Here is a 24,585-nt window from a genome sequence, read left to right on the forward strand (position 1 = left end):
GCTAATCGGCATTTGGCTATACTTGCTGCTATGCCTGATATGGATCACTGGCCCACGGGGCGGCTCTTGTCCACTGCCGCCCGCCTCGTCGAACATTCCTGGAATGAAAAACTTGGCGCCATAGGCCTTACCCACGCCGGCGTCATAGCCATTGAAGTGCTGGATGCGCAGGGTCCCATGACCCAGGCCCAGCTTGCCCAGTACGTCCGCGTTCAGGCGCAGACCATGGGCAAGACCCTGAGCCGTCTGGAGTCCCATGGCCACATCGCCCGCGTCCGGAGCACCTCGGACCGCAGGAGCCACGTGGTGTCTCTCACCGAGCGGGGCAAGGAAGCCGTTGCGGCCGCCGTGGAGATGGAACGCTCGGTCCTGGCGTCCGCATCCATTGATCCCGAGGTCCTGCGCCAGGAACTCCAGGCCGTGGTCCGCGAGCTGGCAAGCCAGTTCGCCACCACGCCCAACAATGCCGGGGCCCTGATGGACAACGCGGCAAAATAAGCACACCGCAGCAAACTGCAGAAGTGGCCCTGGTCCCTGAAGGACCGGGGCCACTTTTTATGCTCCGTTCGACGCGCCATCACTTCCTGCCGCTTTTCTGAGGAGGCGCCATCACACCTGGCAGTCTTCCCGCCAACGACCTATCAGGGCGGAATATAGTTCGACGGCGGTGCTGCCGCCGCAAAGTGCCTGCCGCGCCGTTAGGACGACTCCATCAGTGATGGGGGCTCCGGGTATGTGGGGCGGGAGGTGATGGGAGGTTCAGAAATTAAGGCGGGTTCCCCCGACCCTGCGTGCGGGGCGGGGACAGTGATGATTCCGCGGCAAAACAAAACAGCCCCCGGTCCGCGTTTCCGCGGGCCGGAGGCTGTTTTCCGAGTGGTGCACCCCCCGGGACTTGAACCCGGAACCCATTGATTAAGAGTCAATTGCTCTGCCAATTGAGCTAGAGGTGCATCTTCTTTGCGTTCATCTCCGGGCTTTTTCTTTCCCGTTGATCTCCGCAACGACATGAAACTCTACACGAACTTTTGGTGCAAGTGAAATCGGCTCGTACAGCGGGCTCCCCATCACTCGAACAGCCGCAAAACCAGCACGAAATCAGGGTTTTCGTTGTTGGTCAGGAGCCAAAGGCGTCCGGTGGGGGCCCGGATTACGTCCCTGATCCGCCCATACTCGCCTGTGAAATAGGCCACAGGATTGCCCGCCTCCGTCCCGGCCAACGGGACGGCCCACAGGCGCTGGCCCCGGAGCGCTCCCAGGTAGGCGGTGTCCCCGACTATTTCCAGGCCGCTCGGCGATGACTCGCCCGTAGCGGGCCAGACCACCTTGGCATCCTGGAACTCCGCGCGGTGCGGAGCGCCCGTGACTGCCGGCCACCCGTAATTGGCCCCTGGTTGGATCAGGTTCAGCTCATCATTGACATCCGGCCCGAACTCGCTCGCCCACAGCCTTCCGGAACGGTCCCAGGCCAGCCCCTGCACGTTGCGGTGGCCGAGGCTGTACACGGCATTGCCAAACGGGTTGCCCGGCGCCGGGCGGCCGTCGGCGGTGAGCCGGAGAATCTTGCCGCCCAAGGCGTTCGGGTCCTGGGCTTGTTCCCGGCGCTGGGCATCGCCGGTTCCAACGTAGAGGAATCCGTCGGGGCCAAAACGGATCCTGCCGCCGTTGTGGGTTCCGGCTTTTGGAATTCCGGTGAAGACAGCCTCGGGCTCACCCAGCCTGAAGGGACCGCTGCCGTTGTCCTCGACAACCAGCCGCACCACCCTGTTGTCGTCCTTGGCGGTCAGGTAGGCGTAGAGGTAGCGGTCGGCGGCGAACTGCGGGGAGGGCGCCAGGCCAAGCAGGCCTCCCTCCCCGCCGGGCACGACGCCTGGAACCTTGCCGAGGTCCGTGGCTTTTCCGTCGCGGACCGCCTTCAGGCGGGCACTGTCCCGCTCAGAAATAATGCCCGTGCCGTCGGGCAGGAAGACCGCGGCCCAGGGGATATCCAGTTGCAGGTCCAGCCGTTCCGCCACCTGCAGCTCCGGAGCGGTGCCTGCAGCCGTCCCCCCGCTTCCCGTTGGCGCGGGCGCGGGGCTTCCGGTGCATGCCGCCAGGAATAAAACCAGGCAGGCGATCGTACAGAAGCGGGTCGCCGGGCGGGCGCCTGGGCCGCTAGAGGCGCTTCCGGCGCGGCGCCCGGAAGCCGGCGGCCTCGGCGTGCGCGGCAGACTCAAACCACACCTCTGCCCGGGTCTGCTCATAGTCGGGGTGTCCTTCTTCGTAGTACACCATGGCGCCGGCGTCGCCCTTCACGGTGAATTCGGCAGGCCCGCTTCCATCGGGGCCCGGCGCGGCCGAGCCTGCGCCGTAGGGTTCGTCGGCGGCCAGATGCCCCGCGGGTTCGGCGAGTGCTGCGCCCTGCCCGGCCGGGACACTGGCATGATGGTCGGCCCCGTTTTCAACGACGGCCGAAGACTGCGCACGGTCGAGCGTCTCCGCCGTGGCGGCATCACCGGAGGCACCTTCGGCACTGGAAGGAGCAGGTCCCGACGGTGCAGTGGTGGGGGGAGTAGCGGTGGACGGGGCGGCGGTGGACGGGGCAGCGGACGCGCCGGCGCTGGTTGCCGCCGTGCCTGCCGGCTCCTGCTGTACCGGAGTGCCCGCTTCCTGTACGGCACCCAGTGGTGTCCCGGCGTCGTCCGTTTCTTCCACGGCGGCAGTTTCCGCGCCCGGCAGGGTGGGGGCATGCGGCCCCGTGTACTCGTCATGGTGGACCGGCGGCCCGGCCGGGGATTCTGCTTCGCCGGCAGGGTGCGCAGCCGCCGACGGCGCCGGCGCTGGTGCCGGCTCCGGTGTGTCCGCAGCTACCGGATGCAACGCGGCGCCGGTGCCGGTTGCGGAGGATCCAGCACGGGGTGCTGGAGAAGCAGCTTCGGACCACTGGGTTTCCCATTCGGCCTCGTCCTGGCGCCGGCGTTCCTCGTGCGTTGCCTCGCCTGTGCTTGCCTCGCCAGTGCCGGTCTCGCCCGTGCCGGCGTTACCTGGCGCAGCCTGCGGCACACCGGCGCCGGCGGATGGGGAAGCCGGACCGGCTGCGTCCACCGGTTCTTCCGCCGCTGCAGGTGCGGCGGGTTCAGCTGGTTTGCCGAACCCGGCAGCGGAGGGAATTCCGGAGGTCCCGGCTGCCTCTGCGGACGCCGCAGCGCTTCCGCCCCCCAGGGCGCCGTCGGCACGCGACTGCCCGGGGCCAGGCGGGTTGCCGGACTTGTTGCGGTTCAGCAGCCACCAGACGACGACGGCGATGACGACGAGAAGAATGATCCAGAAGACAATGTCCATGGCAAGCCCTTCGGTTACGGATGGGTTGGTGTCCTGCCCCGACGCTACGTCGGGTCACCACCTCTGTCCAGAGACGCGGGCGCGGGGAAGGGCGAGGAGAAGGCGCAGGTGAGAGGCTTGCACAGCCCTGAAGCGAGGCGTCCGATCTCAGAATATGAGACGGAAGTCCACCATCTGGCTGAGAAATCCCGGCATTTGTCAGAAAAGGGGAGCTGATGGTCGTTTCGCCGCTATGCCGCGCCCTAGACTTTCCCCTATGAGCGACGCCCGGACCGAGACTGTGAGCAAGCCCGACATCAAGCCCCGCAGCCGGGTGGTGACCGATGGCATCCACGCAGCCCCTGCGCGCGGCATGTTCCGGGCCGTCGGCATGGGCGACGACGACTTCGCCAAGCCGCAGATCGGCGTCGCGAGCTCGTGGAACGAAATCACCCCCTGCAACCTGTCCCTGAACCGTCTTGCCCAGGGCGCCAAGGAAGGCGTCCACGCCGGCGGCGGGTTCCCGATGCAGTTCGGCACCATCTCCGTCTCGGACGGTATTTCCATGGGCCACGAAGGCATGCACTTCTCCCTGGTTTCCCGCGAAGTCATCGCCGACTCCGTCGAGACCGTCATGCAGGCCGAGCGGATCGACGGCTCGGTCCTGCTGGCCGGTTGCGACAAATCCCTGCCGGGCATGCTCATGGCCGCAGCCCGCCTGGACCTCGCCAGCGTCTTCCTCTACGCCGGCTCCATCATGCCCGGCTGGGTCAAGCTCGAGGATGGCTCGGAGAAGGAAGTCACCCTGATCGACGCCTTCGAGGCCGTGGGTGCCTGCGCCGCCGGCAAGATGAGCATGGAGGACCTCACCCGCATTGAAAAGGCCATCTGCCCGGGCGAAGGCGCCTGCGGCGGCATGTACACGGCCAACACCATGGCCTGCATCGGCGAGGCCCTCGGCATGTCCCTCCCAGGCTCCGCCGCCCCGCCTTCGGCAGACCGCCGTCGTGATGAATTCGCCCGGAAGTCCGGCGAGGCGGTGGTCAACCTGCTGCGCCTGGGCATCACCGCCCGCGACATCATGACCAGGAAGGCCTTCGAGAACGCCATTGCCGTCACGATGGCGTTCGGTGGCTCCACCAACGCCGTGCTGCACTTGCTGGCCATCGCGCGTGAGGCCGGAGTTGAGCTGACCCTCGACGACTTCAACCGCATTGGCGACAAGATCCCGCACCTGGGCGACCTCAAGCCCTTCGGCCGCTACGTCATGACCGACGTCGACAGGATCGGCGGCGTGCCGGTCATCATGAAGGCACTGCTCGACGCCGGCCTGCTGCACGGCGACTGCCTCACCGTCACTGGCAAGACGGTTGCGGAAAACCTTGCGGCCATCAATCCGCCCGACGTCGACGGCAAGATCCTGCGTGCACTGGACAACCCGATCCACAAGACCGGCGGCATCACCATCCTGCACGGTTCCATGGCTCCGGAGGGAGCCGTGGTCAAGAGTGCCGGGTTCGATGCCGACGTCTTCGAGGGCTCGGCCCGCGTCTTCGAGCGTGAGCAGGGTGCCCTGGATGCACTCGACAACGGTGAGATCAAGGCCGGCGACGTCGTAGTCATCCGCTACGAAGGCCCCAAGGGCGGGCCCGGCATGCGCGAAATGCTCGCCATTACCGGCGCCATCAAGGGTGCGGGCCTAGGCAAGGACGTCCTGCTCCTCACCGACGGCCGGTTCTCCGGCGGCACTACCGGCCTGTGCATCGGCCACGTTGCCCCGGAAGCGGTCGACGGCGGCCCCATCGCCTTCGTGAAGGACGGGGACAGGATCCGGGTCGACATCGCCGCCCGCACCTTCGACCTGCTGGTGGACGACGCCGAGCTTGAGGCACGCAAGGTGGGCTGGGAGCCGCTGCCTGCCAGGTACACCAAGGGAGTGCTCGCCAAGTACGCCAAGCTGGTGCACAGCGCGAGCCAGGGAGCCTGGACCGGCTGATGTTGAGTCGCCTGGGACGGCCGTCCCGGGACCTTGCCCACTTTAGGCGGCAGGGCTTAATGAGGGGTGACCCGAGGGGCCCCGGGCTGACGGCGCTCGCGCCGGAAGTTTGGGGTAGGGTCATTCCGTGGACAGTGTGGTCCACATGGTGAGATAGGGTTGTTGCTCGTTGACACTCATCTTGCCAAGAGGGAAGACTGAACGCATGACTTTCGTTACCGTCGGCACCGTCGTCGTCCTTACCAAGCGCGTGGCATAACAGCCCCCTGGTAACGAACCGTCACGCGCGAACCCCTCACAGAGCTACCAGGCTGAGGGGTTTTTTTATTTCCCGCAGTCCCATAACCAGAGAAGATCCACAAGGAAGAGTCCGATGAGCAAAGGATCGCCCATCAGCCCCTCGCTGATGGCCACCAAGTCCCCTGGAGCCCCCAAGGCTCCGGAACGTGCCGACCGGACGGCTGACCATGCCGCCGTCGTCGCCGATCTTGCTGCCGTCTCTCCTGTCCTTGGGCCGAACAACGTCGTACCCCCGACGGTGATGACCGGCTCGCAAGCGATCGTCCGCTCGCTCGAGGAACTCGGCGTCGACGACATTTTCGGTTTGCCCGGTGGCGCGATCCTGCCCACCTACGACCCCTTGATGGCCTCCACCATGAATCACGTGCTGGTCCGTCACGAACAGGGAGCCGGCCACGCCGCGCAAGGCTACGCCATGGTAACGGGGAAGGTGGGCGTCTGCATCGCCACCTCCGGCCCCGGTGCCACCAACCTCGTTACCGCGATCATGGATGCCCATATGGACTCCGTGCCGATGGTGGCCATCACCGGCCAGGTGTCCAGCGGCGTCATCGGCACCGACGCGTTCCAGGAAGCCGACATCGTGGGCATTACGATGCCCATCACCAAGCACTCCTTCCTGGTGACCGACCCCAACGACATCCCGCACGTGATGGCCGAGGCCTTCCACCTGGCCTCCACCGGCCGCCCTGGCCCCGTCCTGGTGGACGTCGCCAAGGACGCCCAGGTGGGCCAGATGACCTTTTCCTGGCCGCCGAAAATCGACCTGCCCGGCTACCGGCCGGTCACCCGCGGCCACAACAAGCAGGTGCGGGAGGCCGCTAAGCTCATTGCCGCTTCCACCAAACCCGTCCTGTACGTGGGCGGCGGTGTGGTGAAGGCGCACGCCTCGGCAGAGCTGTTCGCCCTCGCCGAGGCCACCGGCGCTCCCGTGGTGACCACCCTGATGGCCAAGGGCGCTTTCCCGGATTCGCACCCGCAGCACGTGGGCATGCCCGGCATGCACGGCAGCGTTTCCGCTGTCACCGCCCTGCAGCAGTCCGACCTGCTGATCACCCTCGGTGCCCGCTTCGACGACCGCGTCACCGGCGTACTGAAGACCTTCGCACCCAACGCCAAGGTCATCCACGCGGACATCGATCCTGCCGAAATTTCCAAGAACCGTACCGCTGATGTGCCCATCGTCGGGTCCGTCAAGGAGATCATCCCGGAGCTGACCGAGGCCGTGCGCAGCCAGTTCGAGGCTTCCGGCACTCCGGATCTCACCACGTGGTGGGCATTCCTCAACAACCTCAAGGAAACCTACCCGCTGGGCTGGACTGAACCGGACGACGGCCTCATCGCACCCCAGAAGGTCATCAAGCGGATCGGTGAGCTGACGGGGCCCGAAGGCGTCTATGTGGCGGGCGTGGGCCAGCACCAGATGTGGGCTGCGCAGTTCATCAAGTACGAGCGCCCGCACGCCTGGCTGAATTCCGGCGGCGCCGGCACCATGGGGTACGCCGTTCCGGCGGCCATGGGCGCCAAGGTGGGCGAGCCGGACCGCGTGGTCTGGGCCATCGACGGCGACGGCTGCTTCCAGATGACCAACCAGGAACTGGCTACCTGCGCCATCAACAACATCCCCATCAAGGTTGCCGTCATCAACAACTCGTCGCTGGGCATGGTGCGGCAGTGGCAGACCCTCTTCTACGAGGGCCGCTACTCCAACACCGACCTCAACACCGGCCACGACACCGTCCGCATCCCGGACTTCGTCAAGCTGGGGGAGGCCTACGGCTGCGCCTCGTTCCGCGTTGAACGCGAAGAAGACATCGACGCCACCATCCGGAAGGCCCTCGAAATCAACGACCGCCCCGTGGTCATCGACTTCGTGGTGAGCCCCAACTCCATGGTGTGGCCGATGGTGCCCGCCGGCGTGAGCAACGACCAGATCCAGGTTGCCCGCAACATGACCCCGGAATGGGAAGAGGAAGACTGACCATGAGCCGCCACACACTTTCCGTTCTGGTTGAAGACAAGCCCGGCGTCCTGACCCGTGTTGCGAGCCTCTTTGCCCGCCGCGCCTTCAACATCAATTCCCTGGCCGTTGGCCCCACCGAAGTGCCGGGTGTTTCCCGCATGACGGTGGTTGTCGACGCCGATGGCGACCTCATCGAGCAGGTCACCAAGCAGCTCAACAAGCTGGTCAACGTGATCAAGATCGTTGAGCTCACCCCCGAATCTTCCGTACAGCGCGACCACATCCTGGTCAAAGTACGTGCGGATGCCGCGACACGTCTGCAGGTGACCCAGGCCGCAGACCTGTTCCGTGCCTCAGTAGTCGACGTCTCCACCGATTCGGTCGTCATTGAAGCCACCGGCCACCCCGAAAAGCTCACAGCCCTGCTCTCAGTGCTGGAGCCGTTCGGCATCCGCGAAATCGTGCAGTCCGGCACCCTGGCCGTTGGACGGGGATCCCGCTCCATGAGTGACCGGGCGCTCCGCTCCGCCTAGGACACGCACGTGCCCTGGCGGGACTTGGCGCCCGTAACCGCAGCACCGCAAGACCACTATCTGGAAACCACTCAAGAGGAGTTACGCAAGTGACTGAAATGTTCTACGACGACGACGCAGACCTGGCGATCATCCAGGGCCGCAAGGTAGCCATCGTTGGCTACGGCTCCCAGGGCCACGCCCACGCGCTGAACCTGCGCGATTCCGGCGTCGAGGTCGTCATCGCCCTGCAGGAAGGCTCCAAGTCCAGGGCCAAGGCCGAGGACGCGGGCTTCACCGTCAAGAACGTCGCCGACGCCGCCGAATGGGCCGACGTCATCATGATCCTGGCGCCGGACCAGCACCAGCGTTCGATCTTCAATGACTCCATCAAGGACAAGCTGACCCCGGGGAAGGCCCTCGCCTTCGCGCACGGCTTCAACATCCGCTTCGGCTACATCCAGGCACCGGAGGGCGTTGACGTCATCCTGGTTGCCCCGAAGGCTCCGGGCCACACCGTCCGCCGCGAATTCGAAGCCGGCCGCGGCATCCCGGACATCATCGCCGTCGAGCAGGACGCCTCCGGATCCGCCTGGGAACTGGCCAAGTCCTACGCCAAGGCCATCGGCGGCACCCGCGCCGGCGTCATCAAGACCACCTTCACGGAAGAGACCGAAACCGACCTGTTCGGCGAGCAGGCTGTCCTCTGCGGCGGCGTGTCCCAGCTGATCCAGTACGGCTTCGAAACCCTGACCGAGGCCGGCTACCAGCCGCAGATCGCCTACTTCGAGGTGCTGCACGAGCTCAAGCTCATCGTCGACCTCATGTGGGAGGGCGGCATCGCCAAGCAGCGCTGGAGCGTCTCCGACACCGCCGAATACGGTGACTACGTCTCCGGTCCGCGCGTCATCACCCCCGAGGTGAAGGAAAACATGAAGGCCGTCCTGGCCGACATCCAGTCCGGTGCATTCGCCAAGCGCTTCATCGAGGACCAGGACAACGGCGCCGTGGAGTTCAAGGAGCTGCGCGCCAAGGCCGAGCAGCACCCCATCGAGGCTGTCGGCCGCGAGCTGCGCTCCCTGTTCTCCTGGCAGCAGCAGGACGTTGACTACGTGGAAGGCTCCGCAGCCCGCTAAGGCCGCAGGCCCAACCGCATAGCGTGCCACGGTGAGGCCGGGTTCACACTTAACAATGTGAGCCCGGCCTTTCCGTCGGCCTAGACTTGTTCCATCCCCAGGACTGCAACGCAGAGGATCAGCCGTGTCAAAACCCGTAGTACTGCTCGCCGAAGAACTTTCCCCCGCCACCGTCGAGGCCCTCGGCCCGGACTTTGAAATCCGCCAGACCGACGGCGCCGACCGTTCCCAGCTGCTCTCGGCGATCAGTGACGTAGACGCCATCCTGGTCCGCTCCGCCACCCAGGTTGACGCCGAAGCCATCGCCGCCGCCAAGAACCTGAAGGTGATCGCGCGTGCCGGCGTCGGGCTGGACAATGTGGACATCAAGGCCGCCACCCAGGCCGGCGTGATGGTAGTCAACGCGCCCACGTCCAACATCGTCTCGGCGGCTGAGCTCACCGTGGGGCACATCCTCAGCCTTGCCCGCCACATCCCGCAGGCCAGCGCCGCCCTCAAGGACGGCGAATGGAAGCGCTCCAAGTACACGGGCATCGAACTGTTCGAGAAGAAGATCGGCATCATTGGCCTGGGCAGGATCGGCGCCCTCGTGGCAGCCCGCCTTAAGGGCTTCGACACCAAGATCCTCGCCTACGACCCCTACATCACCTCCGCCCGCGCCGCGCAGCTCGGGGTGCAGCTGGTCACCCTGGACGATCTCCTGGCCCAGTCCGACTTCATCACGATCCACATGCCCAAGACACCGGAAACCGTGGGCATGCTGGGCGCGGACGCCTTCAAGAAGATGAAGAGCACCGCCTACGTCGTCAACGTCGCCCGCGGCGGCCTGGTGGACGAGGAAGCCCTCTTTACCGCCCTGCAGGACGGCGAAATCGCCGGCGCCGGCGTGGACGTCTTCGCCAAGGAGCCCAGCACGGACCTCCCGTTCTTCAAGCTCGACAACGTCGTGGTCACCCCGCACCTGGGCGCCTCCACTGACGAAGCGCAGGAAAAGGCCGGCGTTTCCGTCGCCAAGTCAGTACGCCTGGCCCTCGCGGGCGAGCTGGTGCCCGACGCCGTCAACGTGGCCGGCGGCGTCATCGCCCCCGACGTCCGCCCGGGCATCCCGCTGATCGAAAAGCTGGGCCGCATCTTCACCGCGCTGACCCACGCGTCGCTGACCCAGTTCGACGTCGAGGTGGCCGGTGAAATCTCCTCCCTGGACGTCAAGGTCCTGGAACTGGCGGCGCTGAAGGGTATCTTCGCCGACGTCGTGACCGAGCAGGTCTCCTACGTCAACGCCCCCGTCATCGCCGAACAGCGCGGGATCAACGTCCGGCTCATCACCACGCCCGAGACGGAGTCCTACCGCAACGTGCTGACCCTGCGGGGCGCCCTGAGCGACGGCAGCCAGATCTCCGTGGCCGGTACCCTGACCGGTCCCAAGCAGATCGAAAAGCTCGTGGGGATCAACGGCTTCGAAGTCGAGATCCCGATCAGCGAGCACCTGGTGGTGGTTGCCTACACCGACCGTCCCGGCGTCATCGGAACCATCGGCCACATCCTGGGCATGAACAACATCAACATCGCCGGCATGCAGGTTGCCCGCTCCAACGAGGGCGGCCAGGTCCTCGCCCTGCTGACTATCGACAGCTCCGTTCCCCAGCAGGTGCTGGACGCCATCAAGGCCGGAATCGGCGCCGAGATGGTCCGGGAAGTGGACCTCGAGGACTAGTCCCGACACCCGCGGCGGAAACACCGCGGCGGCTCCTTCGCCCGGCGTGTCCGGGCGGAAATACATAAGATTGGCCGGTCTGCTTACAATGGCATGGTCCTGATTCAGGACCGTAGCCGGCAGACCGGCCAATACCTTTTGCACATCCGTCCGTCATTGACCACGTCTGCCCGGGCGGATGGAAGTGTGCGCACGCAATCCAGGTTTCAGGGAGTTCCATGAACGCCGTCCAGAGGTTCATCAGAAGCAGGGTGCTGCTGTTGACCGCGGCCATCTTGATCGCAGCCATGTGCTTGTCGGTCCTCGTCCAAAGCCAGTCACAGGCCGCACTCAACCGGACGGTTGATGAAAACTCGAGGGGGCTCTACGACATCCTGGTCCAGGCCAAGGCGCCGTCCGGGGCCCTCCTGCAGCCGGAGATCGCCAACGGCGCCGGCGGCATCGGCTTCGACCAGCTGGACTCCATCAGGAAGCTGTCCGGCACATCCGTGGCGGCGCCCATCAGCCTCGTCTCAAGGGTCACGCAGAACCTGGAGACACCGCGCCTCGACGCCATGGACTACCTCGGCTACAACGCCGGGCTCGCCGGCACCGCCACTGCGGACCAGGCCGCGGGCGCCACGGCTCCGGACAAGTGGCCGGCCGCCGAGTCCGTCCTCAGCGATAAGGCCAAGAAGTACCGGCTGACCGCCAGTGCCGTGAGCTCGGACGGCAACTCGGAGCAGACCCTGTTCAAGACCAGCGCCGAGGGAACCCTGGGCAAGGCCCGCCTCGTCGAGGAGAAGACACAGGGCGGCAGCAGCATCCGCATCGCCCCGCCCGCGGGGGAGACCGGCATTAAGTTCCCCGCCCCCGCCGGCGGTTCTGAACACAATCTCTTCAATCTCTCCGTCGCCCTGCCGCTCGCACCCGAAGTCACCGAGTCGGTAGTGGCCGTGGACCCCGCCGCCGAGCGCGCGCTGCTGGGTTCGGCCGGCGACTTCCTGGCCCCGCTGGAAAAGGCGCCGCCCGCCGACGCCCGGGACGCCGGTGCGGTGGGCCGGTACCTGGAAGGGCTGTTCACCAGCGGCATCAGCATGGACCAGCTGAAGGAGGGCCCTGACTTCCTGGGCGTCAAGCTCAAGTACTGGGCCCCCCTGATGACCCAGTACCAGCAGGCCAAGCGCACAGGACAGCTGACCACGGGTTCCCAGGCCGTTCCGCTGATCGTGCGCTCCGGCACGTCCCTGGACCTCAAGTACAACGTCAAGATCGAAGAGATTGACGACGCCGGCAAGGTAGTCAAGGACGTCGGTACCGTTTCGAAATCGCTGGGCAAGGATTACCTGCCTTTCGTGTCCAAGGACCCCTTCGCGCTGTCCTGGCCCGGTTCCACCGACCACACCTCGCTGCTGGGCAGCAACGGGAACTTCAACCAGGGGCTGTACACGCCCGCCAAGTGGAGCACCAACTTCGCCGGCGCACCCAAGTACACGGAGGGCGACACCGCGTCCAACGGCGCCGTTGACAAGACCGCGGTTCCCGGCGAGTGGGTCACGGTCAACCGGCTCCCGGAGAAGGCTGCCAACGGCGCACCCGTCGACCAGACCCAGCGCGAGCCGGTGGATGAGCGTTCCTACCGGGACAACCTGTCCACGGGCCAGCAGCAGGCGGCAACGCCGATGCCCATGGTCTACGGCACGTTCGATCCGGCCACGGTGGCTGCCGCGTCCGGCGACGTCAACAAGCTTCCCCTGGGCGGCTACGACCCCACCCCGTTCACCCTGGTCAAGGACGCCGCAGGCAAGGACGTTCCCGGGGCGGAACTGAAGCCGTCCTTGAGCGCCACCGGGCTGGCAGGCCAGTCCGCCGGCGCCATCACCGACTACTACGGACTGGCGGCCGCCCGCGGCTACAAGCAGAACGCCGCAGTCATCGACGCCGTGCGCGTCCGCGCCAAGGCGCCGGGCAGCTGGAAGGACGCCCAGCCGGAGGTGGAAAAGCTTGCTTCCGAGATCCGCGACATGGGCCTGGACGCCACGGTGGTGGCCGGTTCTGCCCGTGAGGACACCAGCATCTTCGTGCCCGGTTACTCCAAGGACGGAGCGGGCAAGGAATCGGCGCTGGGCACCGTCCAGCAGTCCTGGGTCCGGCAGAACGCCGCCGACGCCGTGACCGGAGCGCTGTCCGGCACCAACGTCACCCTCCTCTTCCTGACTCTCTGCGGGGCTGCCCTGCTGACCGGGGCATCAACGGTCAGCTACATCCGCAAGCGCCGCAGCGAGGCGGGAACCCTGCGCGCCATGGGCTGGACCCAGCGGCGGATCCGGAGCTGGGTGCTGGAGGAATTCGGCGTCGGAGCCGTGCTGCTCGCCGCCGTCGGCATCGTGCTGGGCCTGGTGAGCTGGAGCCTGGCCACAGCTCTGGTGTGCGCCGCCGTCCTGGCCCTGTACGTGGGTGCGGCGCTGTTCGCCGCGCAGCAGCTCCGCCACCGCGATGAGATCGACCAGGAGCCGCAGCACGACGAGCGGCTCATCCCGGTCGATTCCCCGCTGACTTTTGCCAACCGGCAGCTGAGCACCAACAAGTTCAACACCTTGTCCCTTGCCATCGCCGTTGGTGTCTTCGGAGCCGCGGTGGGCGGGCTGATCGCACTGCTGATCGACATCCCGCGCGCCGCGGGTGCCAGCGCGCTGAGCGGGCTGGCCGCGGCCAGCGTCACCCTGCCGAGCATCCTGCTGGCACTGGCAGGCGTAGCCGTGGGCCTTGTCCTCACCCTGGTCACCGGGCGCTTTGAGCTCAACGCCAAGCGCCAGTACCTGGGCATCCTCCAGGCAATGGGCTGGAACCCGGACATGCTGCGGCAGGTGCGGTTGTTCGAGAATGCGCTGGTGGGAACCGTGGCCCTGCCGCTGGGCGTGCTGGGCGCCCTCGGCATCGGCCTGCTGCTGGCCCCCTACGCGGCCCTCTGGGCTGCCGTGGCCGGGCTGGTGGCTGTACTTTGCTGGATACCGATTGCAACGAAAGTGGTCCAATGACAAACCCGACGAACCTCCAGCGGAGCCGCAGGGGCGGCTCCAACGAGGTCCCCCTGCAGACCCGGGCCAACACCATCGTCAAGTCCGCGGACCATGCCACCCCGTTGGAAATGCGCGACATCACCATCCGCTACGGCGGCGGTAAGGGCGGTGCCGAGGCCGTGAGCGTGGTCGAAGGTTTCGACCTGACCCTGCATGCCGGCGAGATGCACTGCGTCGCCGGCCGGAGCGGCTCCGGCAAGACGAGCATCCTGACCGTCGGCGCGGGACTCACCCTGCCGACTTCGGGCCGCGTCTTCTGGGAAGGCGATTCCCTCGAAAGCATGGGCGACGACGAAATCGCCGACCGCCGTCGTGCCCTGATCGGTTACGTGGACCAGGGCGGTGCCCTGATTGACGGCATGAGCGCGCTTGAAAACGTCCTGCTGCCCGCCGTCCCCGACGGTGAGGTGGAGCAGCGGCGGGACATGGCCAAGGACCTGCTGGACCTGGTGGGCCTGGGCCGCCGCATGCGGCACCGTCCCGCGCAGCTCTCCGGCGGTGAACGGCAGCGCGTGGCCATCGCGCGCGCCCTGATCCTGGGGACCCGGGTCCTCGTGGTGGATGAACCCACCGCCAGCCTGGACCGTGCTTCGGCAAACCGCATCATCAGCATCCTGAAGGACACCACGTCGGACGGTATCGCCGTCCTGGTCGCCTCGCACGACCACGAACTGGTCCGTCTGAGCGATACGCTGACAGAACTGATCTAGCCTGCCCCTCCGCACCGAAGGTAAACGTCCAACCGTGACTGCTCCAGAGAAAACGCCGTTCTACATCACCACGGCCATCACCTACCCCAACGGCGTGCCGCACATCGGCCACGCCTATGAGTACATAGCCACCGACGCCATGGCCCGCTTCAAGCGCCTGGACGGCTATGACGTGATGTTCCTGACCGGCACGGATGAGCACGGCATGAAGATCGCCCAGACCGCGGAGAAGGAAGGTATCACTCCCAAGGAACTGGTCAACCGGAACGCGGACATCTACAAGGCTGCGCACTCCGCCCTGGGGATCAGCTACGACCGCTTCATCCGGACCACCGACGAGGACCACTACACGGCCTCGCAGGCGCTCTGGAAGAAGATGGAGGCCAACGGCGATATCTACCTCTCCAAGTACGAGGGCTGGTATTCGGTCCGGGACGAGGCTTTTTACGGCGAAGATGACACCGTGGTCAAGGACGACGGCGTGCGGTACTCGAAGGAGACGGACACGGAGGTGACGTGGACGGCCGAGGAGAGCTACTTCTTCCGGCTCTCCGCCTACCAGGACAAGCTGCTGGCACTGTACGAGGCGCAGCCGGAATTCGGCGCCCCCCAGTACCGGTTCAACGAGGTCATCAGCTTCGTCAAGCGCGGCCTCGAGGACCTGTCCATCAGCCGCACCACCTTCGACTGGGGTGTCCCCGTCCCCGGAAACGACAAGCACGTGATGTACGTCTGGGTGGACGCGCTGACCAACTACCTCACGGGTGTTGGCTACCCGGACGTCGATTCAGAGAAATTCCGGAAGTTCTGGCCCGCCGACGTCCACATCATCGGCAAGGATATTTCCCGCTTCCACGCGATCTACTGGCCGGCCTTCCTGATGAGCGCCGGGCTGGAGCTGCCCAAGCGGGTCATGATCCACGGGTTCCTGCACAACAACGGGGTCAAGATGTCCAAGTCGCTGGGCAACGTGGTGGCCCCCGCGGACTTCGTGGCGCAGTACGGCCTGGACCAGGTGCGCTACTTCTTCCTGCGCGAGGTGCCGTTCGGTGCGGACGGCAGCTACAACCACGAGGCGATCGTAGGGCGGATGAACTCCGACCTGGCGAACAACTTCGGCAACCTCGCCCAGCGCTCCCTGTCCATGGTGGCCAAGAACTGCGGGGCGGCAGTGCCCACTCCTGGGGAGTTCACCGAGGCGGACAACGCCATCCTGGCCAAGGCCAACGGACTGCTCGACGCCGCACGTGCCGCCTTCGACAAGCAGGAGTTCAGCCGGGCGCTGGAAGCCATCTGGCACGTCCTCGGCGATACCAACGCGTACTTCGCCGAGCAGGCCCCGTGGGTGCTGCGGAAGACCGACGTCGAACGCATGAACACCGTGCTGTACGTGACACTGGAGGTGCTGCGGATCGTGGCGATCCTGGCCCAGCCCGTGATGCCGAACGCCACGGCGAAGCTGCTGGACGCGCTGGGACAGCCGGAAGGCGACGCCCGCCAGTTCTCCGCGATTGGAACGCCCATCGCGGCCGGCACTGCCCTGCCCGCTCCCAGTCCCGTGTTCCCCAAATTCGAGGAACCCGCGGCGTAAGGAACCCCCACACCCTGGCGGATGCGCCCATGTCCAAAAGCTGAGACGGCTTGACCAGCATATGGATGTCTTGGCTACCCTGAAAGCATGAGCGCATCCTCCATTGATCTTGCAGTAATTCCCGGCGACGGCATCGGCCCCGAAGTCATTGCCGAGGCAGTCAAAGTCCTGGAAAAGGCTGTGGCCGCTGAGGGTGTCGAACTCAAGCAGACACACTACGACCTCGGCGCCGGGCACTGGCTGGCCACGGGGGAAACCCTGCCGGACCATGTCCTGGAGGACCTCAAAACGCGCGATGCCATCCTGTTCGGCGCTGTCGGCGCTGCACCCGGCGACACCCGGATCCCGTCCGGGCTCATCGAGCGCGAGATGCTGCTGAAGCTGCGGTTCAGCCTGGACCACTACGTCAACCTGCGGCCGTCCCGGCTGTACGGAACAGTGGGCAGCCCGCTGGCCAACCCCGGCACTATCGACTTCATCGTGGTCCGCGAAGGTACCGAGGGCCCCTACGTTGGCAACGGCGGTACGCTGCGGGCAGGAACACCGCACGAGGTGGCAACCGAGGTGTCCCTGAACACCGCCCACGGCGTGGAGCGCGTGGTCCGTGATGCCTTCCGCCGTGCCGGCGCCCGTGAACGCAAGCACGTCACCCTCGTCCACAAGCACAACGTCCTGGTCTACGCAGGGCACCTCTGGAAGCGCACCGTCGAGGCCGTCGCCCAGGAATTCCCGGAGGTCACCCACGACTACCTGCACGTGGACGCCGCCACCATCTTCATGGTCACCGACCCCTCCCGCTTTGATGTGATCGTCACGGACAACCTCTTCGGCGACATCCTCACCGACCTCGCCGCTGCCGTCACCGGCGGCATCGGCCTGGCCGCATCGGGCAACATCAACATGGACCGCACCGCCCCGTCCATGTTCGAACCGGTCCACGGCTCCGCTCCGGATATTGCCGGCCAGGGCAAGGCAGACCCCTCGGCAGCCATCCTCTCCGCCGCCCTCCTGCTGGACCACCTGGGCTACGCGGAAGCAGCCCGCAGGATCGAGGCCGCCGTGGCCGCCGACGTCGAAAAGCGCGACGGCACCGCACGCAGCACCAGTGCCATCGGCGACGCCATCGCCGCCGGCCTCTAGCTGTACTGCCCCGGCGGGTTGCCGCCGGCTTCGGGCGTAAGCTTGTCTCGAATCACCAAATGCCGCCTTGTTGTTCAGCGCTGAACCACCGGGCGGCCGATCGTGGAGGAACCATGACTCAGACCGCCCATGGCGTCGAATTCACCCGGCAGCCCTCGGCCAACCCGAAGTCTGCTGAAGAGCGTGCAGCCATCCTGGCAAACCCGGGATTCGGCAACTACTTCACCGACCACACCGCCATTGTCGACTACAGTGTCGACGCGGACGGCAACGGCGGCTGGCACGATGCCCGGATCGAAGCCTACGGGCCGATCGTCCTCGACCCCTCAGCCGCTGTCTTCCACTACGGCCAGGAGATCTTCGAAGGGCTCAAGGCCTACCGCCACGCCGACGGCTCCGTCTGGACCTTCCGGCCCGAGGCCAACGCCGCGCGCCTGAACAAGTCCGCACGCCGGCTGGCGCTTCCGGAGCTTCCTGCCGAATACTTCCTTGGCGCCATCCGCGAACTGGTGGCCGCTGACAAGGAATGGGTCCCCACCGGCGACGGCGAGGCCCTGTACCTGCGGCCGTTCATGATTGCCACCGAAGCGTTCCTCGGCGTCCGCGCCGCGCGTGAGGTGTCCTTCCGGGTGATCGCCTCGCCGGCCGGGAACTACTTCGGCGGCGAGCTCAAGCCCGTTTCCATCTGGATCTCCCGCCAGTACGCCCGCGCCGGCCGCGGCGGCACCGGCGATGCCAAGTGCGGCGGCAACTACGCTGCCTCGCTTATCGCCCAGCAGGAGGCGGAGGCCAATGGCTGCAAGCAGGTCCTCTTCCTGGACCACTTCAACGACGACGCCGTGGAAGAACTGGGCGGCATGAACGTGTTCTTCGTCATGAAGGACGGCTCGCTGGTTACGCCCGCGCTCACCGGCACCATCCTGGAAGGCGTCACCCGGATGTCCGTGATCCAGGTCGCCAAGGACATGGGCCGGGAGGTGGCCGAGCGCAAGATCACCCTCGACGAATGGCGCGACGGCGTTGCCTCCGGCGAGATCACCGAGGTGTTCGCCTGCGGTACCGCCGCCGTGATCACCCCGATCGGCGTGCTGAAGGACGCCACAGAGTTCATCGGCTCCGAGGACGCCAAGGCGGGGGAGACCACCATGGCCATCCGCCAAAAGCTCCTTGGCATCCAGACCGGCGCCGAACCCGACACCCACGGCTGGCTGACCCGCCTGGCGTAGTCCACTTGTAAAAGTACGACGGCGGGTGCCCGGCTGAGAGCCGGGCACCCGCCGTTGGTTCAGGCACGGAAGCGGCCCGTCCTGGGGTTGTGCGCAGAGCAGAGCCTTGAAGGCAGGGTTTTGCGAACAGGCTTAGGATTCGCCGGCGGTTCCGAAAGCGCCGACGGCCGGGGTCAGCGCTGCGCCGCGTCAGCTGGGGGAGGGACGGCTCCGGATGCAAGGATGGGTGGGTGACTCCACCTTCCGGTTCCGTCCTGCAGCGCAGCTCCGCCCTGACGCAGTTCGTCCTCGCTCCCAATCCGGGGCCCATGAGCCTGGACGGCACCAACTCCTATCTGTTGCGTGCCCCTGGCCACCCCACCCTGGTGGTCGTCGACCCCGGCCCGCACGACGAAAGCCACCTCAACGCACTTGCCCGGGCGGGCGCCGTCGAACTCGTCCTGGTGACCCACCGCCACGCGGACCACACGGCAGGGTCCGCCCGCCTGCACGAACTCACCGGGGCGCCGGTCCGGGCGGCGGACCCTGCCCACTGCCACGGCGGGGGAGCGCCGCTGCTCCCGGGCGAAACCATCCACGCAGCCGGCCTGGACATCGCGGTGCTGGCCACGCCGGGCCACACCTCCGACTCCGTTTGCTTCCACCTGCCAGGGGACGGGGCGCACGGTTCGGTCCTGACGGGCGATACCGTCCTGGGCCGGGGTACCACCATGTTGGACTACCCGGACGGAACCCTGGGCGACTATCTTTCATCCCTCGACCGGCTGGAGGCGCTGGGACCGGCCACCGTCCTCCCGGCGCATGGCCCGGTGCTGCCCTCACTGGAAGGTGTCGTCCGGGACTACCGCCGGCACCGGGAGGAACGCCTGGCGCAGATCCGCGCCGCGCTGGGACGGCTGGGGCAGGACGCATCCGTAGGCGAGGTGGCCGACGAGGTCTATTCCGACGTCGACCGTTCAGTCCGGCGCGCTGCCGAAATGTCCGTCGCCGCTCAGCTTTCCTACCTGCGCGGCGCGGGCGCTGCAGGCGGCGGGAGGCCACCGGCGTAACGGTAGGGTAGGAGCCATGCGTATTGCCCGATTTGTTGTCGATTCCGATCCCCTCTACGGCGTGGTGGACGGTGAGCCCGGCAGTGAGGAGATCACTGTCATCCATGGCGACCCCTTCTTCAACGGCGTGGAGCGCACCTCCGTCCGCCACAAGCTCGAAGACGTCCGGCTGCTGGCACCGATCATCCCTCGCAGCAAGGTCATCGGCGTCGGCCGGAACTTCGTGGAGCACGCCCATGAACTGGGCAACGAGGTACCCGCCTCGCCGCTGCTCTTCCTCAAGCCCAACACCGCCGTCGTGGGTCCCAACGATCCCGTGGTGCTGCCGGAATTCTCCGAAGAAGTCTCCTTCGAGGCCGAACTCTGCGTGGTGATCGGGCGGATCTGCAAGGACGTGCCGGAAGACCGCGTGGACGACGTCATCTTCGGGTACACCTGCGGCAACGACCTCACCGCCCGCGACGTCCAGAAGACCGACCTGCAGTGGACCCGCGCCAAGGGCTTCGACACCTCCGCCCCGCTGGGCCCCTGGATCGAGACCGACCTCGACACCGAAGACCTCCAGATCATAGGCCGGCTGAACGGTGAGGTGCGCCAGGACGGAAGCACCAGCCAGATGATCCGCGGCGTCCGGGAACTGGTGTCCGTGGTCTCGCAGGCGTTCACCCTGCTGCCCGGCGATGTGATCATGACAGGCACGCCGGCCGGCGTCGGCCTGGTCAAGGAGGGTGACCGCTTCGAAGTGGAGATCGAGGGCATCGGCCGGCTTGCCAACCCGATCGTGCGCCGCTGATCCCACCCGGAGGGCAAAGAACCGGGCCCTGGCCGAGGCGGTAAAGTTGAAGCCACTATGACTATCGCTTCCTCGTCGCCTGCCGCCTCCATTCCGCCTGTCACTGCCGAGACCCCGGTCCGGGTCCGGTTCTGCCCCTCGCCCACGGGCACCCCGCACGTCGGCCTGATCCGGACCGCCCTCTTCAACTGGGCCTACGCCCGGCACACCAAGGGCACCCTGGTGTTCAGGATCGAGGACACGGATTCGGCGCGGGACAGCGAGGAAAGCTACCACCAGCTGCTGGATGCGCTGAAGTGGCTGGGTATCGACTGGGACGAGGGCGTTGAGGTGGGCGGCCCGCACGAGCCCTACCGGCAGTCCCAGCGCAGCGACATCTACCAGGATGTCATCAAGCGGCTGCACGACGGCGGATTCATCTACGAGTCCTTCTCCACCCCGGAGGAAATCGAGGCGCGCCACCGCGCGGCAGGCCGGGACCCGAAGCTGGGCTACGACGGCTTCGACCGCCACCTGACCGAGGAGCAGCTCGCCCAGTACAAGGCTGAAGGCCGCCAGGCGGTCCTCCGCCTGCGCATGCCGGACGAGGACATCACCTTCACCGACCTGGTCCGCGGCGACATCACCTTCAAGGCCGGATCCGTCCCCGACTTCGCGGTGGTGCGGGCCAACGGCGCGCCCCTGTATACGCTGGTAAACCCCGTGGACGACGCCCTCATGGGCATCACCCATGTGCTCCGCGGCGAGGACCTGCTCAGCTCCACGCCCCGCCAGATCGCCCTGTACCGGGCGCTGTACGCGATCGGCGTTGCCGAATACATGCCGGAATTCGGCCACCTGCCCTACGTGATGGGGCAGGGCAACAAGAAGCTCTCCAAGCGGGACCCCGAGTCCAGCCTCTTCCTGCACCGCGAGCGGGGCTTTATTCCGGAGGGCCTGCTGAACTATCTGTCCCTGCTGGGCTGGTCGCTCAGCGCCGACGAGGACATCTTCACCGTCGAACAGCTCGTTGAGCACTTCGATATCCACGACGTCCTCGCCAACCCGGCACGCTTCGACCTGAAGAAGGCCGAGGCCATCAACGGCACCCATGTACGGATGCTCGCCCCCGGGGTGTTCCGGGACCGGGTGGTGCACTACCTGCGCGAAGCGGGCCTGGTGGGGGAGATCCTGACCGACCGCGAAGAGGAAATCGTCACTGAAGCCGCACCCCTGATCCAGGAGCGCATCACCCTGCTGGGCGAGGCGCCGGACATGCTGGCGTTCCTGTTCAAGGCGGACGACGCCATCGACATTGCCGACGACGCCCGCAAGGGACTGCCCGCCAACCTCACCGAGGTGCTGGACGCCGCCATCGCCGCGCTGGACGCCGTGGAGGACTGGACGGCGGAGGACATCCAGACCGCACTGAAGCAGGCGCTCGTGGAGGACCTGGGCATTAAGCCCCGGCTGGCGTTCGGGCCCGTGCGCACGGCTGTTTCCGGCCGCCGCATTTCCCCGCCGCTGTTCGAGTCGATGGTGATCCTGGGCAAGGAGTCATCCCTGCGCAGGCTCCAGGCTTTCCGCGGCTGATGTCGGCTCCCAGCAAGGCTCGCGCGGGCGTCCTCGAAACCCGTTTCGGGACGGTCCGGGGCGTCCTTTTCGACATCGATGACACCCTGGTGGACCTCGAGTACTCGATGACCACCGCGCTGCGGGAGGTCAGCGAACATCTCCTGCCCGGACTCGACCAGGCCGGGTGGGAGCGGTTCGGCCGGATCTTCACGCACGAGACCACGCATTACTACGACCGGTATCTGGCGGGTGAGCTGACCTTCAACGAACAGCGCCTGCTCCGGGGCCGCGCCGCGCTGGGGCACTTCGGTGTCGAACTGGCCGAGGGGGAGGAATCGCACCGCTGGCTCTCGGCGTACATGGAGAAGCAGCCGTCCTATGTGAAGCCGTTTCCGGATGTGCTTCCCCTGCTGGACGTCCTGGACCGTGTTGGCATCCCCTACGGGGCGGTCAGCAACAATGTCCATGACTACCAGCGGGCCAAGCTGGACGGCGCCGGTCTGGAACGGGTCACCCACCTGGTGGGCACAGACACCCTGGGCGTGGCAAAGCCTGATCCGGCCATGTACCTCGAGGGCGTGAGGCTTTTGGGCACCGCGCCGGGGGAAACCCTCTATGTCGGCGACAACCGGCTGCTGGACGCGGAGGGTTCCACGGCGGCAGGGCTGCTGGGTGTGTGGCTTAACCGCTCGGGCGAGGTCGTGGGGGGTTTCGAGGGCGGCATGGTGGCTTCCCTGAACCAGCTGCTGCCATAGGCCCCAGCTGCTGCAATAGGCGCAGAATGCGACGGCCGCGGCCGAAAGGACCGCGGCCGTCGCGCCAGCGAATTGCCCTCGGCCGTCAGGCGGCCTTGAAACGCAGGGCACGCCTGCGGAGGACCAGGTAGGCGGCGACGGCGGCAGCCACCAGGAGTGCCGCCAGCAACAGCGCGGTTGCAGGGTCGTTGAGCCACGACGATGGCGACACAGCCGCAACCTTCGTGTGCAGCTCCTGGGTTCCGGCCGCGATCCGTGAATTGCCGTCGGCCAGCTTGCCGGCACCCTCGGCGAGTTTGCCCGAACCGTCGTCCAACTTGCCATTTCCCTCGGCGAGCTGTCCGGTTCCGTCAGCCAGCCGGGTTGAGCCCGACTGCAGCTGGCCTGTTCCCCGGCTCAGCGTGGTTGTGCCGTCGGAGAGGGCTTGGGTTCCAGCCAGCAGCCCGGGCTTTGCCGGGTCGCCATCCCCGTTGATTCCGGCGCTGAGTTTGGTGGTGCCGTCCTGCAGGTTGGTGGCGGCGTAAATCAGGCCGGGGCTGTCCGGGTTACCGGGAACGCCGTCCATTCCCACCCTGATTTTGGCCGTGCCGTCGGCCAGCATCGAAGTGCCCAGGACTACCCCGGGATTCTGGGGGTCCGTGGCGTTGAGCTTTTCCGCCAAGGTGGCGAAGCCTGCCTTCAGCCGCCCCGCGCCGTCGTCCAACTGGCTGGCCCCCGTGCTCAACCTGACCGTTCCCGCCTTCAGCTGCCCGGCGCCGTCGTTCAGCTTTGCGGCGCCCGCGTCGAGCTGGCCCGCCCCTGCATAGGCCCGCCGGCCGCCGTCGGCCAGTTTGGCGATCTGGTCCTTTATCACCGCAAGGGGCACCAGGCCCTGGGGCCCGTTGGCAGCCGCTTCGAGTTGGTCCAGTCCCTGGCTGAGGGCGGCGAGCCCGTCGCCCTTGGTGGGATCACTTCCCGCCCCCGGGTATCCCTTCAGCTGGGCTGTTCCGTTCTTCAGCGCCGCAGTTCCGGCGTTGAGGCTGCCAGCCCCGGCATCCAATTGTCCGGCTCCCGCCGCAAGCTGGTTGGTCCCCGCTGCCAGCTGCCCCGCGCCGTCCGCCAGATTGTTTGGCGCGTTTCCGGATGCCGTGGGGGTCAGTGCCGCGGAAAGCGCGACGGCGCCGGCCTTAAGCTTTCGGGCGCCGTCATCCACCTGGTACACGCCCGGGACAAGTTTGTTCAGGACATCGTTCTGGAGCTTGGTGGTACCGGCATGAAGCCTGTCCACCCCCGGCGCCAACTGGTCGCGGACACCAGTGAAGATCCTGCCGGCGCCCGACTCCAGGGCCGCCGCACCGGCATTGAGTTCCGTACTGCCGTCCTTAACCTTGCCCGCACCGTCCTTCACCTGCACCGCGCCCTTGTTGGCGGCTCCTGCGCCCGTGGCCAGCTGGCCCGAACCGTCCTTGAGCTGGGCGGCTCCGGCCGCGGCCTGTTCGGCTCCGTCCATCAGCCGCGCAGCGCCGTTGGAGATCTGGCCTGTGAGGTAGGTGTAGAAGGCAAGGAACAGAACCAGTAACAGGGACAGGGCGATGATGGCGACGGACTGCGAACGGACCTTGGGTCTGGCTGATGCGATGGTTGCTGTGCGGGTTGTCAACGCTGACACTTCCTAACTCTCCGCCGGACGACGCTGCCCGGCGGTGTGGACCGTTGTTGGTAAGGCGTTCCCGTTTCCTCGTGGGTTCCCTGAAAACTGGGGAGGGAGATTGTTACTGATGAGTAACTTACTCGAGAGTAACCACAGG

The 24,585-nt window shown here is 66.5% G+C and carries 18 protein-coding genes and 1 tRNA gene; 15 read left to right on the forward strand and 4 right to left on the reverse strand.

The window, feature by feature from the left end; all coding sequences use genetic code 11:
- The first annotated feature begins 39 nt into the window (after positions 1-39).
- Complete coding sequence (locus K4G53_RS17265) at positions 40-498, forward strand: MarR family winged helix-turn-helix transcriptional regulator (protein ID WP_221386977.1); 459 nt, start codon at positions 40-42, stop codon at positions 496-498.
- A gap of 379 nt (positions 499-877) precedes the next feature.
- On the opposite strand, the gene K4G53_RS17270 is transcribed toward K4G53_RS17265, so the two are convergent.
- The 3 genes from K4G53_RS17270 to K4G53_RS17280 all read right to left on the reverse strand — a co-directional run bounded on the left by K4G53_RS17270 (position 878) and on the right by K4G53_RS17280 (position 3,321).
- Positions 878-953 (reverse strand) — tRNA-Lys (locus tag K4G53_RS17270).
- Positions 954-1,067: 114 nt separating this feature from the next.
- Positions 1,068-2,015: a sorbosone dehydrogenase family protein gene (locus tag K4G53_RS17275; RefSeq protein WP_374226171.1), complete on the reverse strand. Its 948-nt coding sequence runs from the start codon at positions 2,013-2,015 to the stop codon at positions 1,068-1,070.
- 139 nt (positions 2,016-2,154) lie between these two features.
- On the reverse strand, positions 2,155-3,321 hold the full coding sequence (locus K4G53_RS17280; protein WP_221386836.1) for a hypothetical protein: 1,167 nt from the start codon (positions 3,319-3,321) through the stop codon (positions 2,155-2,157).
- Positions 3,322-3,577: 256 nt separating this feature from the next.
- Between K4G53_RS17280 and ilvD the strand changes: the two genes are divergently transcribed.
- The 14 genes from ilvD (at position 3,578) to K4G53_RS17350 (ending at position 22,798) form a co-directional block, all read left to right on the forward strand.
- A complete protein-coding gene (gene ilvD, locus K4G53_RS17285) occupies positions 3,578-5,296 on the forward strand; it encodes a dihydroxy-acid dehydratase (protein ID WP_221386837.1) in 1,719 nt (572 codons plus the stop codon).
- A 373-nt stretch (positions 5,297-5,669) separates the two neighbouring features.
- Positions 5,670-7,577, forward strand: coding sequence for an acetolactate synthase large subunit (locus tag K4G53_RS17290; RefSeq protein WP_221386838.1), 1,908 nt, complete (start codon positions 5,670-5,672; stop codon positions 7,575-7,577).
- 2 nt (positions 7,578-7,579) lie between these two features.
- Positions 7,580-8,092 (forward strand): acetolactate synthase small subunit, encoded by a 513-nt coding sequence (gene ilvN / locus K4G53_RS17295; protein ID WP_043453275.1) that lies wholly within the window; start codon positions 7,580-7,582, stop codon positions 8,090-8,092.
- Positions 8,093-8,181: 89 nt separating this feature from the next.
- On the forward strand, positions 8,182-9,207 hold the full coding sequence (gene ilvC, locus K4G53_RS17300; RefSeq protein WP_221386839.1) for a ketol-acid reductoisomerase: 1,026 nt from the start codon (positions 8,182-8,184) through the stop codon (positions 9,205-9,207).
- Positions 9,208-9,331: 124 nt separating this feature from the next.
- Complete coding sequence (serA, locus tag K4G53_RS17305; protein ID WP_221386840.1) at positions 9,332-10,921, forward strand: phosphoglycerate dehydrogenase; 1,590 nt, start codon at positions 9,332-9,334, stop codon at positions 10,919-10,921.
- Between the two features lie 218 nt (positions 10,922-11,139).
- Positions 11,140-13,938: an ABC transporter permease gene (locus K4G53_RS17310; protein ID WP_221386841.1), complete on the forward strand. Its 2,799-nt coding sequence runs from the start codon at positions 11,140-11,142 to the stop codon at positions 13,936-13,938.
- Entirely contained in the window at positions 13,935-14,690 is a 756-nt protein-coding gene (locus K4G53_RS17315) for an ABC transporter ATP-binding protein (RefSeq protein WP_221386842.1), read from the forward strand. The genes K4G53_RS17310 and K4G53_RS17315 overlap by 4 nt, the downstream gene beginning before the upstream one ends.
- Before the next feature lie 34 nt (positions 14,691-14,724).
- Positions 14,725-16,281 (forward strand): methionine--tRNA ligase, encoded by a 1,557-nt coding sequence (gene metG, locus K4G53_RS17320; RefSeq protein ID WP_221386843.1) that lies wholly within the window; start codon positions 14,725-14,727, stop codon positions 16,279-16,281.
- A gap of 87 nt (positions 16,282-16,368) precedes the next feature.
- Complete coding sequence (locus K4G53_RS17325; RefSeq protein WP_221386844.1) at positions 16,369-17,421, forward strand: 3-isopropylmalate dehydrogenase; 1,053 nt, start codon at positions 16,369-16,371, stop codon at positions 17,419-17,421.
- Positions 17,422-17,534: 113 nt separating this feature from the next.
- Positions 17,535-18,647, forward strand: coding sequence for a branched-chain amino acid aminotransferase (locus K4G53_RS17330; protein ID WP_221386845.1), 1,113 nt, complete (start codon positions 17,535-17,537; stop codon positions 18,645-18,647).
- Between the two features lie 230 nt (positions 18,648-18,877).
- Positions 18,878-19,696, forward strand: a complete 819-nt coding sequence (locus tag K4G53_RS17335; RefSeq protein WP_221386846.1) for an MBL fold metallo-hydrolase — start codon at positions 18,878-18,880, stop codon at positions 19,694-19,696.
- Between the two features lie 16 nt (positions 19,697-19,712).
- Entirely contained in the window at positions 19,713-20,489 is a 777-nt protein-coding gene (locus K4G53_RS17340) for a fumarylacetoacetate hydrolase family protein (protein ID WP_221386847.1), read from the forward strand.
- Between the two features lie 57 nt (positions 20,490-20,546).
- Positions 20,547-22,061: a glutamate--tRNA ligase gene (gltX, locus tag K4G53_RS17345; RefSeq protein WP_221386848.1), complete on the forward strand. Its 1,515-nt coding sequence runs from the start codon at positions 20,547-20,549 to the stop codon at positions 22,059-22,061.
- Positions 22,061-22,798 (forward strand): HAD family hydrolase, encoded by a 738-nt coding sequence (locus tag K4G53_RS17350; protein ID WP_221386849.1) that lies wholly within the window; start codon positions 22,061-22,063, stop codon positions 22,796-22,798. Before gltX ends, K4G53_RS17350 begins: the two co-directional genes overlap by 1 nt.
- Positions 22,799-22,883: 85 nt before the next feature.
- Here the strand turns inward: K4G53_RS17350 and K4G53_RS17355 are convergent, their stop codons facing one another.
- Positions 22,884-24,446 (reverse strand): hypothetical protein, encoded by a 1,563-nt coding sequence (locus K4G53_RS17355; protein WP_308287911.1) that lies wholly within the window; start codon positions 24,444-24,446, stop codon positions 22,884-22,886.
- Positions 24,447-24,585 lie beyond the last annotated feature (139 nt).

This window comes from Arthrobacter sp. MAHUQ-56 (assembly GCF_019710585.1).
Lineage (GTDB): Bacteria > Actinomycetota > Actinomycetes > Actinomycetales > Micrococcaceae > Arthrobacter.

Excerpts from the sequence above, each read along its gene's own strand:
- K4G53_RS17265 (WP_221386977.1), top strand. The coding sequence starts at position 40 with ATGGATCACTGGCCCACGGGGCGGCTCTTGTCCACTGCCGCCCGCCTC.
- K4G53_RS17280 (WP_221386836.1), bottom strand. The coding sequence starts at position 3,321 with ATGGACATTGTCTTCTGGATCATTCTTCTCGTCGTCATCGCCGTCGTC.
- ilvD (WP_221386837.1), top strand. The coding sequence starts at position 3,578 with ATGAGCGACGCCCGGACCGAGACTGTGAGCAAGCCCGACATCAAGCCC.
- K4G53_RS17290 (WP_221386838.1), top strand. The coding sequence starts at position 5,670 with ATGAGCAAAGGATCGCCCATCAGCCCCTCGCTGATGGCCACCAAGTCC.
- ilvN (WP_043453275.1), top strand. The coding sequence starts at position 7,580 with ATGAGCCGCCACACACTTTCCGTTCTGGTTGAAGACAAGCCCGGCGTC.
- K4G53_RS17310 (WP_221386841.1), top strand. The coding sequence starts at position 11,140 with ATGAACGCCGTCCAGAGGTTCATCAGAAGCAGGGTGCTGCTGTTGACC.
- K4G53_RS17315 (WP_221386842.1), top strand. The coding sequence starts at position 13,935 with ATGACAAACCCGACGAACCTCCAGCGGAGCCGCAGGGGCGGCTCCAAC.
- K4G53_RS17325 (WP_221386844.1), top strand. The coding sequence starts at position 16,369 with ATGAGCGCATCCTCCATTGATCTTGCAGTAATTCCCGGCGACGGCATC.
- K4G53_RS17330 (WP_221386845.1), top strand. The coding sequence starts at position 17,535 with ATGACTCAGACCGCCCATGGCGTCGAATTCACCCGGCAGCCCTCGGCC.
- K4G53_RS17340 (WP_221386847.1), top strand. The coding sequence starts at position 19,713 with ATGCGTATTGCCCGATTTGTTGTCGATTCCGATCCCCTCTACGGCGTG.
- gltX (WP_221386848.1), top strand. The coding sequence starts at position 20,547 with ATGACTATCGCTTCCTCGTCGCCTGCCGCCTCCATTCCGCCTGTCACT.
- K4G53_RS17350 (WP_221386849.1), top strand. The coding sequence starts at position 22,061 with ATGTCGGCTCCCAGCAAGGCTCGCGCGGGCGTCCTCGAAACCCGTTTC.